Consider the following 16,367-nt stretch of genomic DNA (forward strand, 5'->3'; position numbering starts at 1 on the left):
TCATCCGGCGTGCTGGTCCTTCCAGCGGAACGTCAGCAGGCAGAGGACCAGGCCGCCCACGATCCAGGCGGTCAGGACCAGGAAGGCCTTGCCCAGCTCGTACGATCCGGCGATCTCCATGAACGCGGCCTCCTGGCCCAGGAAGACCGAGCGCATGCCCTGGCAGATCCACTTCAGCGGGAAGATCGCCGAAAGGTTCAGCAGCCAGTCGGGCAGGTCGGTGTGCGGGAGGAAGGAGCCCGAGATGAACTGCAGGACCACGAACGGGAGCGTGATCACGGCGGTGGCGCTGCGGGCCGAGCGGGGCACGCTGCTGGCCGCGATGCCGAGCATGGTCATGGCGGCCAGACCCAGCAGGAACACCCAGGTGAAGGTCAGCCACGGGCCGATGGTGGCGGGCAGCTGCAGGTCGTACAGGACGACGCCGAGGACGAGCAGGATCGCGACCTGGATGACGGCGACCACCAGGACGCTGCCGACCTTTCCGATGAAGTACGCGCTGGGCGGCATGGGCGTCCCCGCCAGCCTCCGCAGGCCGCCCTGGTCGCGTTCCACCGCGATCGAGATGCCCAGGTTCTGGAAGCTCACCGCCGTGATGCCGGTGCCGATCAGCCCGGCCACGTACACCTGGGAGACGGTGATGTCGGTGCCCCGGTACTGGGTGGTGAAGATCGACGCCAGGATGATCAGCATGACCACGGCGATCGAGAAGACGAACGCGATCTGGTCCTTCTCCCGGAAGAACATCTTCGTCTCCAGGACCGCGCGGGCCAGGCCCACCCGCAGCACCCGGCGCGGGTCGTTGCGCAGCGCGGGGAGGGGGGTGGGCCGGTCCAGCTGGGAAACGGTGACTTCACTCATCGGTCGCTCCTATCAGTCGCAGGTAGACGTCTTCGAGGGTGGGCCGGTCGACCCGCAGTTCCGGGACCTCGCCGCCGAACTCGGCCACCAGGTCAACCACGACCTGGGAGGGGGTGTCGGTGTCGAGGGAGCGCGGGCCGTCCGCGCTCATCCAGTGCACGGTGCTGACCGCCGAGGCCCGGCCGCCCAGGTCGCGGGGGCGCCCTTCGGCGACGATCCGGCCCTGGGAGATCACGGCCAGCCGGTCGGCGAGCACCTCGACCTCGTCCAGGTAGTGGCTGGTGAGCATGATCGTGGTTCCGTCGGCGGCCAGGCCGAGGATGAGGTCGGCGAAGCGGCGGCGGGCCTCGGGGTCGAGGCCGGTGGTGGGCTCGTCCAGGAAGAGCAGGTCGGGGTCGCCGATGATGCCCAGGGCCACGTCGAGCCTGCGGCGCTGGCCGCCGGACAGGGCGTGCACCTTCTTGCGGGCCTGGTCGGTGAGGCCGACCTGGTCCAGCACCTGGTCGGGGTCGCGGGGGCGCTCGTAGTAGAGGGTGAAGTGGTGGACGAGCTCGGCGACCGTCACCTCGGGGGTGTCGGCGGTGGTCTGCCAGACGATGCCGATCCGGTCCTTCCAGGCGGCGGTGGCGTGGCCGGGGTCCACCCCGAGCACGTTCACCTCGCCGGCGTCGCGGGTGCGCTGCCCGCCGAGGATCTCGACCGCGGTGGACTTGCCGGCCCCGTTGGGGCCGAGCAGGCCGAACACCTCGCCGGGGCTGATGTCCAGGTCTATCCCGTCGACGGCGGTCACCCCGTCGTACTGCTTGCGCAGGCCGCGCACCCGCACTGCTGTCGTCGTCACTGCGACTCACCTTCTCTGTGGGCCAGGGAGACCACGGTCTCCAGAAGGGCCTGGCAGCCCTGCGTGAGCTGCCAGTCCGGGGTGTGCTCGGCGGGGGCGTGGCTGACTCCGGCGAGGCTGGGCACGAACACCATGGCGGTCGGCGCGTGGCGGCTGAGCACGCCGGCGTCGTGACCGGCGAAGCTCACCATCCGCTCGAAGGGCGCGCCGAGGCGTTTGCATACTTTCTCCAGGAGGTCGCAGAGGGCGGGGTCGAAGCGGGACCTCGGTTTGCTGGACAGCGGCTCGACCAGCGCCACGCAGTTCTCCTCCTCCGCGACCAGGGCGGCGTGGGCTCGCAGCCCGGCGGCGGCGGTCTCCAGCGCGGCCGGGGTGGCGGCGCGGAACTCCACCACCAGGCGGGCCTGCCCGGGGATCACGTTCGGCGCGCCGGGGAGTACCTCGACGCAGCCGACGTTGGCGACCATGCCGGGGTCGGCCGCGGCGGCGATCTCCCTGACCTGGACCAGCACCTGGGCCGCCGCACGGGCGGCGTCGGCCCGCCCGTGCATCGGGGTGGTGCCCGCGTGGTTGGTCTCCCCGGTCAGGGTGACGGTGTGCCGGTCGATGCCGACGATGCCCTCCACGACGCCCAGCTCCAGACCGGCGGCCTCCATCCGGGGGCCCTGCTCGATGTGGAGCTCCACGAAGGCGGCGATGTCGGATATGTGGTCGCCCGCGCAGAAGGCGGTCGAGCCGACGAGGCCGCCGTCGGAGGCGGGTGAAGCGCCCTCCTCGTCCCAGAAGCTGACGATCTCCAGGGTCAGTGCGGCCGGGTGGCCGGCCTCCCGCAGGGTGCGCAGCACCTCCAGGGCGGCGATCACCCCGTACGCGCCGTCCAGCCGCCCGCCGCCGGGCACGCTGTCGGTGTGCGAGCCGGTCAGCAGCCAGGGGCCGGTCCCGCCGGGGTGGCGGCCGAAGACGTTGCCGATGCCGTCCCGCCAGGCCAGGCAGCCGGCGTCTTCGATGCGGGACGCCAGCCAGTCGCGGGCGGCCAGGTCGGCGGCCGACCCGGCGACCCGGTCCACGCCGCCGTCGGGCCGCCCGCCGAAGGCCGCCAGCGCGTCCAGGTCGGCGAGCAGGCGGTCGGCGGAGATGCGGGGGCTCACGCGCCCACCGCCCACTCCAGCACGGCGGTCGCGCTGTGCATCTTGTTCTCCGCCTGGTCGAAGGCGATGCTGCGCGGCCCGTCCAGGACCTCGGCGGCGACCTCCTCGCCCCGGTGGGCGGGCAGGTCGTGCATGAAGAACGCGTCCGGGTAGCGGTCCATCAGCCGCTGGCCGACGTGGAAGGGGGCGAAGATGTCCCGCCAGTGCGGGTCGGGCTTGGTGGTGCCGGTGGTCTGCCAGCGGGTGGTGTAGACGACGTCCACCTCGCCGGGCAAGGCGTCCATGTCGTGGCGTTCGGTGACCAGGCCGCCGTACTCCTTGGCCTGGCGGGTGACGCGTTCGGTGAGGCCGTACCCGGGCGGGGTGCGCAGGTGCAGTTCCGCGCCCGGGAAGCGGGCCAGGGCGAGGGCCAGGGCGGCGGCGGTGTTGTTGCCCTCCCCCACGTAGAGCACGCGCAGGCCGGTGATCGCGCCGAAGCGCAGCCGCAGGGTGGTGAGGTCGGCCAGGGCCTGGGTGGGGTGCTCGTCGGCGCTCATGGCGTTGATCACAGGCATCCGGTTCTGGGCGGCCAGCGCCGCCATCTCCTCGGGCGGGCCAGCGGTCCTGATGACCAGGACGTCGAGCATCCTGGCCAGCACCCGGCCGGTGTCGTGCAGCGTCTCCCCGGTGTTGACCTGCAGGTCGCCGGGGCCGTACGAGATCAGGCCGGCGCCCAGGCGCAGGGCGGCGGCGGAGAAGGCGGTCCTGGTGCGGGTGGAGGTGCGGGTGAAGTAGACGCCGACGACGCGTCCCCGCAGGCCGGCGGAGGTGGCGGCGCCCGCGCTGACGGCGCAGCCCCGCTCGACCAGCTCGGTGAGGTCCTCGCCGGACAGGTCGGTGAGGGAGATCAGGTGGCGGGCGCGGTCAGGTCCTGGCCGCATGGGGGGTCACCTCACTTGATCGGAGCAGCTGGACGAGGGTGTCGACGTAGGGGGGATCGAACACGCCCCGGTGGGCGCAGCCGAGCCGGTGCACGCTCAGCCCGCCGCCGGCGAGCTCGCGCCACCGGCCGAGATAGTCCCGGTACGGCCTGCGCCCGGTCACGGTGTGGTTTCCTCCCGCGCAGTCGTCGCTGGCCACCAGCCGGACCCGTAGCGGCAGGGCGGGGAAGCGGTAGGCGGCGGTGGCCTCGTCGAGGGCGCGCCAGAGCTCGATCTGCGCGGAGAGCGCGCCGAGGTCCTCGCGGGCGGCGAGGATGCCGAGGTCGGCGAGCATCCGCCTGGCTCGCAGGTCGGCGACGCGGCGGCCCAGGCGGGTCCGGCCGGGGTCGCGCAGCAGGCTTTCCAGCTGGTCGAAGGTGTCCGCGCCGACGGCGCTGCCGGGGATGTCGGCCATCGGGTCCAGGAGGGTGAGCTCGGGCGGCGGGTGACCGGCGGCCATCAGCTGGGCGGCCATCTCCCAGGCGATCACGCTGCCGGAGGACCAGGCCAGCAGGTGGTGCGGGGCCGGGCCGAGCAGGCGGACATAGCGTCCGGCCAGCCGCTGAAGGTCGGCCGCTTCCTCCGGGCCTGGTACGGCGAAGGCGGCAACCGGGCGCGACAGCCGCTCGGCCACCGGCCGGTACCAGTGCGAGCCGCCGCCCGCCGGGTGCACGGCGTATATCGGGGGAAGGTCCGTCTCCCGCTCGCGCAACCAGATCAGCGAAGGTTCGGGGAGCGGGGACTGCAGCCTGGCCGCCAGGGCGCGGATGGTCCGCAGTTCGAGGATGTCGTGCGTGCGCAGGGCGAGCCCGCGCCGACCGGCCAGGGCGACCGCCCGCAGCATCAGGAGAGAATGGCCGCCCAGGTCGAAGAAGTCATCGTCCCTGCCGATCGCGGCCACGCCGAGGATCTCAGCCCAGATCTCGGCGAGTTCGAGCTCGGCGGGAGTGGCCGGCGGTTCGGAGGCACGCGGGAACGGCCCGGCCGGATCGGGCAGGGCCTTGCGGTCGAGCTTGCCATTGGCGGTAAGCGGCACCGCCTCGACCTCCACCACCCGCCACGGCACCAGATGCCCTGGCAGCCGCTCCCGCAACCGCGCCAAACACGCCGACTCGTCAAACCCTCCAGCTGGTACGGCACGAGCCTCCGGCTGATCCCCTCCGGATCGGGGGTGATCGTCGAACCGGCCCCCCGCAGATGCAGCGTGACCGACCGCCCGATCTCCCGCAGACACGGTGTGATCGACCAAGCCGTTTCCTGCGGACAGGGCGTGATCGACCAGCTGGTCCCGTGCGGGCACGGCGTGATCGGCCGGGCGATCTTTCGCGGGGACGATGTAGCCGATGAGACGGTCGCCCGTTGCCACCACCACGGCTTCAGCCACCTGCGGGTCCTCTGCCAGTGCGGCCGCGACCTCGCCGGGCTCGACTCGGTAGCCGCGGATCTTGACTTGGTCGTCGAGGCGGCCGAGCAGGTCGAGGTCGCCGGTGGGCAGGACGCGGGCGAGGTCGCCGGATCGGTACATGCGTGATCCCGGCGGTCCGCAGGGGTCCGGGACGAATCGTTCGGCCGTCAGGGCAGGCCTGGCCCGGTAGCCTCGGGCCACGCCGACGCCGCCGATCATCAGTTCTCCCGGGGTTCCTTCGGGGCGCGGCTCGAACCAGCGGTCCAGGACTCGCGCGGAGGCTCCCGGCAGGGCTTTGCCGATCGGGACCCTCGGTCCTGGGACGGGTGCCGAGGTGGTGAACGCGGTGCAGGCCACGGTGGCCTCGGTCGGGCCGTACTCGTTGATGATCTTGGAGCCGGGGGCGATGGTGAGCCAGCGTTCGGCCAGGCTGGGGGTGAGGGCCTCGCCGCCGACCAGCCAGGCGCGGGCGAGGCCTTCGGCGGCGGCGGGTGGCAGGGTCTGGGTGAGGGCTTCCAGATGGGAGGGGGTGAGCTTGACGAAATCGTATGGGCCGCCCCGGAGGAGGAGGTCGCCCAACTGTGCCAGGTCGAGGTCGGGTGGGAGCAGCCGTACCTGGTGGCCGAGGGCCAGCGGCGCGAACAGGGAGGTGACCGCCATGTCGTAGGCGGCCGAGGAGAACAGCGGCGCGCTGCCCAGGGCGTCTGCGGCGCGCAGGTAGGACGACAGGCTCCGATGGGTGATCTCGACTCCCTTGGGTCGCCCGGTGGAACCCGAGGTGTAGATCACGTAAGCGAGAGAGTCGGGATCGACGGCCACCGGCTCAATCGCCTCCGCCGACTGCCCGTCCCGAGGGCTGACCACAGCCAAGGCGCCGCCATCGTGGTCACCGTGACCGCCGCGCTCGCCCCCGCCTTCACCGCCGCTCTCGCCCTTGCCCTTGACCTGGACTTGGCCCCCGCCCTCGCCTTCACCGCCGCTCTCGCTCTCGACATCGCCCGGGCCCTGGCCCTCACCCTGGCCCTCGCTCTCACCCTCGCCCTCGCCCTCGCCCTCGCCCTCGCTGAGGAGGATGCGGGCGTCCGCGTCCTCCAGCAGCGCCATGCGCCGATGGCGGGGCCAGGACGGTTCGAGCGGGAGGTAGGCCGCCCCCGCGTACCAGATCGCCAGGAACGCGACCAGCAGTTCGGGACCGCGTTCGAGGCAGACGCCGACGACACGCTCGGGCCCTGCGCCCAGCTCACGCAACCGCCCCGCCAAACGGGACGCGCGATCGTGCAACTCGCCATACGACAGGGGCAACTGCCCGGGCCGACCCTCGGTCGTGCTCGCCTCGGTTCCACCGGAAGTGCCGCTCGAATTGCCGCTCTGTGTGACTGCGACCGCTGTCGGGGTGGCCTTGGCGTGGGCCGCGATCAGGAGCGGAACCGGGCGGAGGGAAGCCTCAAGGGAATCCTCTAGAGGGGCTTCGGCGGATGTGGGGTCGTTCTGGGCGGGGAGGTAGGCGGACAGGGCGTCGCCGTCTGGGTCGGTGGCCATCGCCGTAATGACGCGCCGGTAGGTGTCCGCCAAGCGGGTCAGGGCCGATTGGCCGATGACGCGACGGCGAGCGGTGAGAGTGAGAGTGCCGCTGCGGACGGTCACCTGGAGAGGGAACTCGTTCGGGGTCTCGCCGGTGCTGTCCAGCAAGTCCACGAGCTCCCCGTCGACCATATGGAAGTCGAGGTAATTGAAGAACGCCGCAAGCAACGGCCCGCCCGCGCCCCAGCGGCGCTGCATCTCCGGCAGCGGGAAGCGCCGGTGCCCCCACAGGCGCACCTCCCGGTCGAACACGTCCCGGACCAGGTCGCGCCAGGTGGGCGCGTCCAGCTGGAACGGGAACGGAACGATGTTGAGGAACATGCCGTGCAGCCTGTCGGCCCCGGCGACCTCGGGCCGCGCGTCACAGACCAGCCCGGTGTGGAAGGCTGCGTCCCCGGCGAAGGAACCCAGCACCTTCAGATGCGCGGCCAGCAACACGCTCTTGAGCGGCACCCCCGCAACGGCCGCCAGCCGCAGTAGCCCTTCGTAGGCGTCCAGCAGATCGACGCCGAGCAAATCGAGCTCGTCGCCCGCGCCCTGATCCGCCCAATCCCCCGGTACGGCCCAACGGGCGTGGGCGTCCAACGTCCTGGCCCAGAACCCCTGGTCCCCAGGGTCAGCGAGAGAGGCGAGCTCGGCCGCAACGAAGTCGGCGTACCGGACAGTGGGCAGCCCGGCCTCAGACGGCGCGGCCTCAGACGGCGCGAACCCGGACAGCACGAGTCCGGAAAGCACAGGCTCGGACAGGGCGGACCCGGACAGCGCGGACCCGGACAGCGCAGGGTCGGACAGCGCGGACCCGGACAGCGCGGACCCGGACAGCGCAGGGTCGGACAGCGCGGACCCGGACAGCGCGGACCCGGACAGCGCAGGGTCGGACAGCGCGGACCCGGACAGCGCGGACCCGGACAGCGCAGGGTCGGACAGCGCAGGGTCGGACAGCGCGGACCCGGACAGCGCGGACTCCGACGGCGCGAGTTCGGATAGTGCGGGCTTCGGCTTGGCGTCGCGGATTGAGTGGTAGGTGTCTAGGAGTTCCATCAGGAGTAGGTGCTGGCTCCAGCCTTCGATGATCACGTGGTGGAGGCTCATGCAGAGCCGCCAGCGGAGGTCCTCCTCGACGTGTGCGAACAGGCGCAGCAGTGGGGCGCGGCTCAGGTCCACCGGGCGTTCCCGCTCGCGCTCCGCCCAGCGGGCGGCCTCGGCTGCGCGCTGGTCCGGGGGGAGGTGGCGGAGGTCGCGTACGCCGAAGGAGATCTCCGCCTTGGCGTGGACGATCTGGACGGGGACCGAGAACGTGCCCAGGTCGACGGAGGTGCGCAGGTTCTCGTGGCGGGCGGTGATGAGTGTGACGGCCGAGCGCAGGGCCTCGGCGTCGAAGGGGCGGTCGTCGCGGATGCCGAAGCTGAAGACGTCGTGGTAGTAGCCCGCGCCCGGGTGGGCGAGGTACTGGTAGACCATGCCCGCCTGGATCTGGGAGAGCGGGTAGGCGTCGACCGCCCCGGCCGGAACGAGGGCGGCGTCCTCCGGGCCGAGCAGGGCGAACGGCTCCGCCCTGACGTGTTCGCCGGCGGCGGGCCGGTCGGCGGCCAGTCGGGCCAGGCGGGCGATGGTCCGCAGCTCGAACAGGTCGCGTACGGCGACGTCGAACCCGGCCGCGCGCAGGTCCCCGACGAGCGCGACGGCGCGCAGCGAGTCGCCGCCCAGTTCGAAGAAGTCGTCGTCGACGCCGATCGGGGAGCGGGCCAGGACTCGTGTCCACTCGGCGAGCATGCGGGCCTCGCCGTGTGTGCCCGGCGGGGTGCGAGGGCCGGGCGTGCCGGTCGCCGCGGTGCCGGGGTCGGGCAGGGCCCGGCGGTCGATCTTGCCGTTGGGGGTCAGCGGCAGGCGCTCGACCTCCACGTACAGGGCTGGTACCAGGTGTGCGGGCAGGGCGGCGGCGCAGTGCCGTCGCAGTTCGGCCTCGCCGCCCTCGGGGAGACGGGTGAGGTAGGCGACGAGCCTGCCCCCTCGGGCGGCGACGGCCGCCTCGTGTACGGCGGGATGGGCGGTAAGGATGGTTTCGACCTCGGCCGGTTCGACGCGGTAGCCGCGTAGCGCGATCTGGTCGTCGAGGCGGCCTAGGAATTCCAGAGCGCCGTCGGCACGGCGGCGGGCGCGGTCGCCGCTGCGGTAGCGGCGCGAGCCCGGCGGGCCGTACGGGTCGGGGACGAAGCGTTCGGCGGTGAGGGCGGGTCTGCCCAGGTAGCCTCGGGCGACTCCGGCCCCGCCGACGTAGAGTTCCCCGGCGACGGCGGGCGGCGCGGGGTCGCCGTAGCAGTCGACGACATGGGCGCTCAGGTCGGCCAGCGGGCGGCCAATGACGCTGACGCCGGGCGTCTCCCCGCCGACCCGGTGCAGGGTGACGTGGACGGTGGTCTCGGTGATTCCGTACATGTTGACGAACTCGACGCCGGGCCAGGAGGGCAGCGTGGCCGCGTCGAGGCGCTCGCCGCCGAAGACGACCAGGCGCAGGGGGTGCCCGGCCGGGAGCGGGTCGCGGTGGGCGGCGGCGGCCAGGCCCGCGAACGCCGACGGCGTCTGGTTGAGCACGCTCACCCGCTCCCGGACGAGCAGGGCGCGGAAGTCCTCAGGCGAGCGGGAGACGGCGAACGGCACGACCACCAGACGCCCGCCGGTGGAGAGGGACCCCCACATCTCCCAGACGGAGAAGTCGAAGGCGGCCGAATGGAACATCGTCCAGACGTCTTCCGGCCCGAACCCGAACTCGCCCTCGGTGACGCCGAGCAGCCGCGCGAGGTTGGCGTGGGTGACCAGCACCCCCTTGGGACGGCCGGTCGAGCCGGAGGTGTAGATCACGTAAGCAAGGCCGTCGGGGTCGGTGGTCCGCTCCGGCGGTCCCTGCGGATCGTCCAGACCAGAGGGCTGGTCAAGGAAGAGCACGTCCGCGTCCGCGCCAGATGGCCGGTCGGGGAACAGCGCATGTTCGTTCGAGCCGGAGAGCTGGTCAGGGGACAGCGCGTGCGCGTCTGGGCCAGAGGGCTGGTCAGGGGACAGCGCATGTTCGTTCGAGCCGGAGAGCTGGTCAGGGGACAGCGCGTGCGCGTCCGGGTCAGAGGGCTGGTGGGGGGACAGCACGTGCGCGTCCGGGCCAGAGAGCTGGTCAGGGGACAGTACGTGCGCGTTCGGGAAGGCGCCGGCCAGGGCCGGTTCCGTGATGACGATGTGGGCGCCGCAGTCCTCGAAGGTCTGGGACAGCCGGGCCGTCGGGTGGTCTGGGTCGAGCGGGACGTACGCGCCGCCCGCCTTCCAGACCGCGAGCAGGGCTGGGACCAGGGCGATCCCCCGGGGCAGGCAGACCGCGACCCGGGTCTCCGGGCCGACGCCGAGGGCGCGCAGCCGCCAGGCCAGGCGGTTCGCCCGTTCGTCCAGCTCGGCGTAGGTGACGGACGCGCCGTCGACGGTCAGCGCCACCGCGCCGGGGCGGGTACGGGCCTGCCGCTCGACCAGGTCGGTGACCAGGACGGCGGGCGGGTCCCAGGTGAGGCGGGCGGGCTCGTCGTCGTTGAGGGGCAGGCCGGAGATCGCGCGGCCGGGGTCGGCGGCGATGCCGCGCAGGAGCCGCTGGAAATGCCCGGCCATCGCCTCGATCGTGGCCGGGTCGAACAGGGCGGCGGCGTAGTCGAGCACGCCGAACAGGCCGCCCTCGGCCGTCTCCTCCAGCTGCAGGTTGAGGTCGAACTTGGCCACCGAGCCTTCGGTGAGCAGCGTCTCGGCCTTGAGAATGCCGTAGTCGCCCTCGCCGGACTCCTGGTTGTGCAGGCCGAACATCACCTGGAACAGCGGGTTGCGGGACAGGTCGCGATCGGGCCGCAGGTCCTCGACGAGCCGTTCGAAGGGCAGTTCCTGGTGGTCGAGCGCGTCCAGGACGACCGAGCGGGTGCGATCGAGCAGCTCGCGGAAACCGGGATCGCCCCGCCACCTGCCGCGGATCACCAGTGTGTTGACGGTGAAGCCGATCATTCCGGATATTTCCGGCAGGACCCGCCCGGCGACGGGGGTGCCGATCGCGATGTCGCGCTGCCCGGAGTAGCGCGACAGCAGCAGCTGGAAGGCGGTGAGCAGGACCATGAACAGGGTGGCCTGGCGTTCCCGCCCGACCTGGCGCAGCCGCTCGGCCACCTCGGCGGGCACGTGGAACTCGGTCTTGCCACCCGCCCAGTCCCGTACGGCGGGGCGCGGCCGGTCGGTGGGCAGCTCCAGCGCGGGAACGCCGTCGAGCTGCTCGTGCCAGTACGCGAGCTCGCGTTCCAGCAGCGCCCCCGACATGCGGGTACGCTGCCAGGCGGCGTAGTCGGCGTACTGGACGGGCAACGGCGGCAACTGCCCGGCCGGATCCTGCTGGCCGAGGGCGAAGCCGAGGTAGAGAGCGGGCCATTCGGCGTCGATCACGCCCAGCGACCAGCCGTCGAAAGCGATGTGGTGGTAGACCGCGACCATGACATGGTCGTCGTCGTCCAGCTTGGCGAGCCAGATCCGCAGCGGCCACTCCCGGTCCAGCGCGATCGGCGTACGCGCCTCCCGTTCGAACACCGCCATCGCCGCGGGCAGCCGCTCGGCGGCGGGCAGATGGCTGAGGTCGGCCTCCCTGACCTCGATCGGCCGGGGCTCGTCGACGATCTGCGCGGGCTCGCCGCCGATCACCTGGTAGCGGGTACGCAGGATCTCGTGGCGGGCGGCCACCGCGTCCCAGGCCCGCCAGACCGCGGTGGTGTCGAGCGATCCGCGCAGCCGCATCGCCATCGGGACGAGATATTCGGGGCTGCCGGGGTCGAGCTGGTGCAGCAGCCACAGCCGCCGCTGCCCGAACGACAGCGGCAGCGGCAGCGACCGGTCGGCGGGCGGCACGCCCTGCCTGCGCCGCCGCGCCCCGGCCAGCCTGCGGCGGATCAGGTCGGCCCGCAGCGTTTCGGTGTCCGGTGTGGTCATGGCCCGGGTTCTCCGTGGTAGGCGAGCAGTTCGTCGTGGCTCATCTGTTCGATCTCGGCGCGTACGGCGTCCTCGACCGCATCGGCCAGGCCCGCCACGGTGGGCGCCTCGAAGAACCTGCGGAAGGAGATCTCCACCTCGAAGGCGTCCCTGACGCTCCCGATGAGGCGAATGGCGGTGATCGAGTCACCACCGGCGGCGAAGAAGTCGTCGTGCACGCCCGGGTCGTCGATCCCCGACACGCGCGACCAGAGCTCGGCGACGATCTCCTCGGTTTCCGTTCTGGGCGCCTGGTGGGCGGGGGCGTCGGCCGCGCCAGGCAGGGGCAGGGCGGTCACGTCCACCTTGCCGTTGCGGGTGAGCGGGATCGCGCCGACCAGGATGACGTCGGCGGGGACCATGTGCTCCGGCAGGTGGCGCCGGGCATGCTCGACCAGGTCGGCGACGGTGACAGCAGTGGTGCCAGTGAGGTCTGTGGTCCCGGTGCCACTGGCGACGGCGGTCCCAGTGCCGGTAGCGGCGGCGGTGGCGGCGGTGCCGGTAACGGTGCCAGTGCCAGTGCCAGTGCCAGTGCCGGTGGTGGCGGTGGCGGTGCCCATGCTGGTTCCGGTGGTGGCGGCGCTGGTTCCGGTGGTGGCGGCGCCCATGCCGGTGGTGACGGCGCCGGTGGTGGGCACGGCGTATCCGGCCAGGCGGGGTGCGCCGGGTTGCCCGTGCGCGACGACGACCGCGTCCCGGACGCCCGGGTGGGCGCGCAGCACGGCGGCGATCTCGCCGGGTTCGATCCGGTGGCCGCGGATCTTGACCTGGTCGTCGGCGCGGCCGTGGAACTCCACCTCGCCGGTCGCGGTACGGCGGGCGAGGTCGCCGGTGCGGTACAGGCGGCCCCCTCCCGCGGCGGGGATGAACCGCTCGGCGGTCAGGCCGGGGTGGCCAAGGTAGCCGCGTGCCAGCCCCGGGCCGCCGACGTGGAGTTCCCCGATGACGCCGTCGGGCACCGGCCGCAGCTCGGCGTCCAGGATGAGCGCGGTCACCCCGGCCATCGGCAGCCCGATCGGCACGGTACCGTCCGCGGGTTCCTCGCCGGGCGGCACAAGGTGGGCGAAGCAGGAGACCGTGGTCTCGGTCGGGCCGTAGGAGTTGATCAGGGGGGTGGCGGGGGCGAGTTCCCGCCATCGGCGTACCAGCTCGGCGGGGAGTGCCTGCCCGGCCACCACCAGCAGGCCGCTGAGCCCCGCCGCCTGCTCGGCGGTGAGCTGGTGGGTGAGCAGTTCCAGGTGCGCCGGGGTCATCTTGGCGAACGTGTACGGCGCGGACGCGGCCAGGGCCTTGCCGAGGTCGGCCAGGTCCAGGTCCTCCGGCAGCAGCCGCAGCGTGCGCCCGGACATCAGCGGCTGGAACAGCGCGGGCACCACGAGGTCGAAGGCCGCCGAGGAGAACAGCGGCACCTCACCGGGGCCGTGCGGATATCCGGCGGTTGCGGCGACATATCCGGCGAGAGAACCCTGGCTGACCAGCACCCCCTTGGGGCCTCCCGTCGAGCCCGAGGTGAAGATGACGTACGCCAACTGGTCCGGGTCGGTCACACGCGCGGGAGCCGTCACGGGGAAGTCGCCAAGCCGATCCACCCGGACAACGTCAACGCACTCCGGCATCACGCCGTCAGGTCCTGGCGCGGCCAGGAGGATGCGTGCGCCGGCGTTGGACAGCAGCCGGGCCAGGCGGGCGGGCGGGGTGGCGAGGTCCAGGGGGAGGTAGGCCGCACCGGCCTTCCACACGCCCAGCAGCGCGGGCATCAGGTGCTCGCCCCTCGGGACGCGTACGCCGACGACACTCTCCGGGCCGGCGCCCCGCTCTCGCAGGAGGTGAGCGATGCCGTTCGCGCGGGTGTCCAGTTCGGCGTAGGTGAGGCGGACGTCACCCGCGGCGATCGCCACCGCGTCGGGCGTGGCGCGGGCCTGGGCTTCGAAGGTGTCCAGGACCAGGGGCGCTTCCTCGGGTGGCGGGCCGGTCAGGACCGTACCGCTCTCCTGCATGTCGGCGAGGGCCACGAGGGTGTCCTGGTCGGCGGCGAACAGGGCGAGCAGCCGTACATATCGGGCGGCCAGGCCCTCGATCGTGGCCCGGTCGAAGATGGCGGTGGCGAACTCCAGGCGGCCCAGCAGGGAGCCGTCGGTCACGTCCTCGACATAGCAGGAGAGGTCGAACTTGGCCGCCGGGGAATCGGGCACGACCTGGGTGGCCGCGAGTTCGTCCAGATCAACGCGGAGGGAGTCGTCGGTCTGGGAGCCGAACATGACGTCGAACAGCGGCATCCTGGACGGGTCCCGCTCGGCCTGGAGCTCCTCCACCAGGCGCTCGAATGGAAGGTCCTGGTTGTCCAGCGCGCCGAGCATCGAGCCCCGGACGATCTCGACCAGCTCGGCGAAACTCGTGTCGTGACCCCACCGCGACCGGATCACCAGCGTGTTGACCAGGAACCCTACCATCCGGTCCACTTCCGGCCGGGTACGGCCGCAGACGGCGGTGCCCACCACGACATCCCTGGTGCCGCAGTGGCGGCCCAGCAACGCCTGGAAGGCGGCCAGCAGAACCATGAACAGGGTGGCCTCGTGCTCTTTGCCGAGCTCGCGCAGGCGTTCCGCGACCGGGGCGGGCACCCGGAACGGCACCGTGCCGCCGGTTCCGCCGCGCGCCTGCGGACGGGGCCGGTCCAGCGGCAGCCGCATCCGAGGCAAATCCTCGAGCTGCTCGCGCCAGTAGCCGAGGATGCGGTCGCGCAGCTCGCCGGTCAGGCGGTCGCGCTGCCAGACGGCGTAGTCGGCGTACTGCACCGGGAGCGACGGCAGCTCCGCCTCGCCACCTCCGGCGTAGGCGGCGTAGAGGGTGCCGAACTCCTCGCCCAAGACGCCGTTGGACCAGGCGTCACAGGCGATGTGGTGCAGCACCACGACCAGCAGATGATCGCCCTCGGGCAGCCGGGCCAGCCGCACCCGGACCGGCCACTGGGTGGCCAGAGCGAACGGCGTCTCCGAGACCTCGGCGGCCCACAGCAGGGCGTCGTCAGTGGACAGCTCCCGGAATTCGAAGTCGATCGGTCCTGGCTCATCGACGACCTGCATTGGCTCCTCGTCCACCAGGACGTAGCGAGTGCGCAGCACCTCGTGGCGAGCCACCAGCGCCTCCCAGGCCCGGCGGGTCAGGCCGGGATCGAGGGACGGCGGCATGCGCATCACGGTGGGCACCAGATAGTCGGCCCCCATCGAGCCGATGCGATCCAGCACCCACAGCCGTCGCTGCCCGAACGACAGCGGCAGCGGACCACCGCGGGGCACGCGCGGGATCGTGGCCCGCCGCCCGGCACCCGCCCCGGCCAGCCGTCGCTGGATCATCTCCTCGCGGTCGGCGTCTGTCATGTCCGCCTGCCTTCCTGGGTACGCGCGTCGGCCGCGACCTCCGCGTCGGTGAGCCGGGCCACTTCGGCGCGGATCTCCGCTTCGATCGCCTGCCCGAGCCCGGCGACCGTGGGCCGTTCAAAGAGCGTCCGGAACGCCAGGTCCACCTCGAAAACCTCCTGGATTCGCGCGATCAACCGGACGGCCAGGATCGAATGGCCGCCGAGCTGGAAGAAGTCGTCATGAGCGCCCACCCGTTCCAGGCCAAGCAGCTCGACCCACATCTCGCAGAGCAGCCGCTCGGCGGGAGTGGCCGGTTCCTGATAGACGGCCCCCGCCGACGGCTCCGGAAGCGCCGCCCGATCAACCTTGCCGTTGGGAGTCAACGGCACCGCATCGATCCCAACGACCCGCCAGGGCACCATGGGCTCCGGCAACCGCTCCCTCAGCCACTCCAACAGAGCCGCTTCCCCAACCGCCCCAGTCCTCCGGATCGCGGCGCCCTCCCCGACCGCCCCAGAACTCCCGGTCGCAGTGGCCTGCCCGACCGCCCTAGAGCTCCCGGTCGCAGTGGCCTTCCCAGTCGCTGTGGTTCCCCCAGCCGCTCTAGAGCGCGCGGTCGCCATCCCGTTCCCTGTGGCTTCCTCGGCCGCCCCAGAATTCGCGGTCGCGATCGCCGCTCCATTCCCAGTGGCTTCCTCGGCCGCCCTGGACCTCCCTGTCGCGATGGCCTTCCCGGACGCCACCGTGTAGCCGATCAGCTTGCCGTTCGTTACCACGACGATCGCCTCCGCGACGTCGGGGTGAGCGGACATAATGGCGGCGACCTCGCCGGGTTCGACGCGGTGGCCGCGGATCTTGACCTGGTCGTCCAGGCGGCCGAGCAAGTCGAGGTCACCAGAGGCCGTCATTCGCCCGAGGTCGCCTGAGCGGTACATGCGGGAACCCGGAGGGCCGTAGGGGTCGGGCACGAATCGTTCGGCTGTCAGCGCGGGACGGCCCCGGTAGCCGCGGGCGACGCCCGAGCCGCCGATCATTACCTCGCCGGGCACGCCGCCGGGGCACAGGTCCAGCCACGGGTCGTAGACCCGCACTGAGGCGCCAGGTAAGGGCTGCCCGACGGGCATCGCGGCGCCCGGTGATCGGGTCGCGTACACCGTGCATGCGACTGTGGTCTCGGTCGGGCCG

At 72.3% G+C, this 16,367-nt stretch carries 7 protein-coding genes (1 of these 7 running past the window's edge); all 7 read right to left on the minus strand.

Features of this window, described 5'->3' with window-relative positions; genetic code table 11:
- Tightly spaced (each overlapping or abutting the next), the 7 genes in view from Amac_RS26955 to Amac_RS26985 form a layout consistent with a single transcriptional unit that may run on beyond the window.
- Entirely contained in the window at positions 1-861 is an 861-nt protein-coding gene (locus tag Amac_RS26955) for an ABC transporter permease (protein ID WP_155357206.1), read from the minus strand.
- The gene (locus Amac_RS26960) at positions 854-1,702 is read right to left on the minus strand and encodes an ABC transporter ATP-binding protein (protein ID WP_218041298.1); all 849 of its coding nucleotides are present in this window, start codon (positions 1,700-1,702) and stop codon (positions 854-856) included. The genes Amac_RS26955 and Amac_RS26960 overlap by 8 nt, the downstream gene beginning before the upstream one ends.
- Positions 1,699-2,850, minus strand: a complete 1,152-nt coding sequence (locus tag Amac_RS26965) for a Zn-dependent hydrolase (RefSeq protein ID WP_218041299.1) — start codon at positions 2,848-2,850, stop codon at positions 1,699-1,701. The genes Amac_RS26960 and Amac_RS26965 overlap by 4 nt, the downstream gene beginning before the upstream one ends.
- Positions 2,847-3,770, minus strand: a complete 924-nt coding sequence (locus Amac_RS26970) for an ornithine carbamoyltransferase (RefSeq protein WP_155357208.1) — start codon at positions 3,768-3,770, stop codon at positions 2,847-2,849. Before Amac_RS26970 ends, Amac_RS26965 begins: the two co-directional genes overlap by 4 nt.
- Positions 3,754-11,784: a non-ribosomal peptide synthetase gene (locus Amac_RS26975; protein WP_155357209.1), complete on the minus strand. Its 8,031-nt coding sequence runs from the start codon at positions 11,782-11,784 to the stop codon at positions 3,754-3,756. The genes Amac_RS26970 and Amac_RS26975 overlap by 17 nt, the downstream gene beginning before the upstream one ends.
- Entirely contained in the window at positions 11,781-15,200 is a 3,420-nt protein-coding gene (locus Amac_RS26980) for a non-ribosomal peptide synthetase (RefSeq protein WP_155357210.1), read from the minus strand. The genes Amac_RS26975 and Amac_RS26980 overlap by 4 nt, the downstream gene beginning before the upstream one ends.
- Positions 15,197-16,367 carry the final stretch of a non-ribosomal peptide synthetase gene (locus tag Amac_RS26985; protein ID WP_155357211.1) on the minus strand. It continues 9,344 nt past the right edge of the window, so only the last 1,171 of its 10,515 coding nucleotides appear in the window; the start codon falls outside the window, past its right edge — the gene reads right to left on this strand; the stop codon is at positions 15,197-15,199. The genes Amac_RS26980 and Amac_RS26985 overlap by 4 nt, the downstream gene beginning before the upstream one ends.

Source organism: Acrocarpospora macrocephala, from assembly GCF_009687865.1.
Classification (GTDB): Bacteria; Actinomycetota; Actinomycetes; order Streptosporangiales; family Streptosporangiaceae; genus Acrocarpospora; species Acrocarpospora macrocephala.

Excerpts from the sequence above, each read along its gene's own strand:
- Amac_RS26955 (WP_155357206.1), bottom strand. The coding sequence starts at position 861 with ATGAGTGAAGTCACCGTTTCCCAGCTGGACCGGCCCACCCCCCTCCCC.
- Amac_RS26970 (WP_155357208.1), bottom strand. The coding sequence starts at position 3,770 with ATGCGGCCAGGACCTGACCGCGCCCGCCACCTGATCTCCCTCACCGAC.
- Amac_RS26975 (WP_155357209.1), bottom strand. The coding sequence starts at position 11,784 with ATGACCACACCGGACACCGAAACGCTGCGGGCCGACCTGATCCGCCGC.
- Amac_RS26980 (WP_155357210.1), bottom strand. The coding sequence starts at position 15,200 with ATGACAGACGCCGACCGCGAGGAGATGATCCAGCGACGGCTGGCCGGG.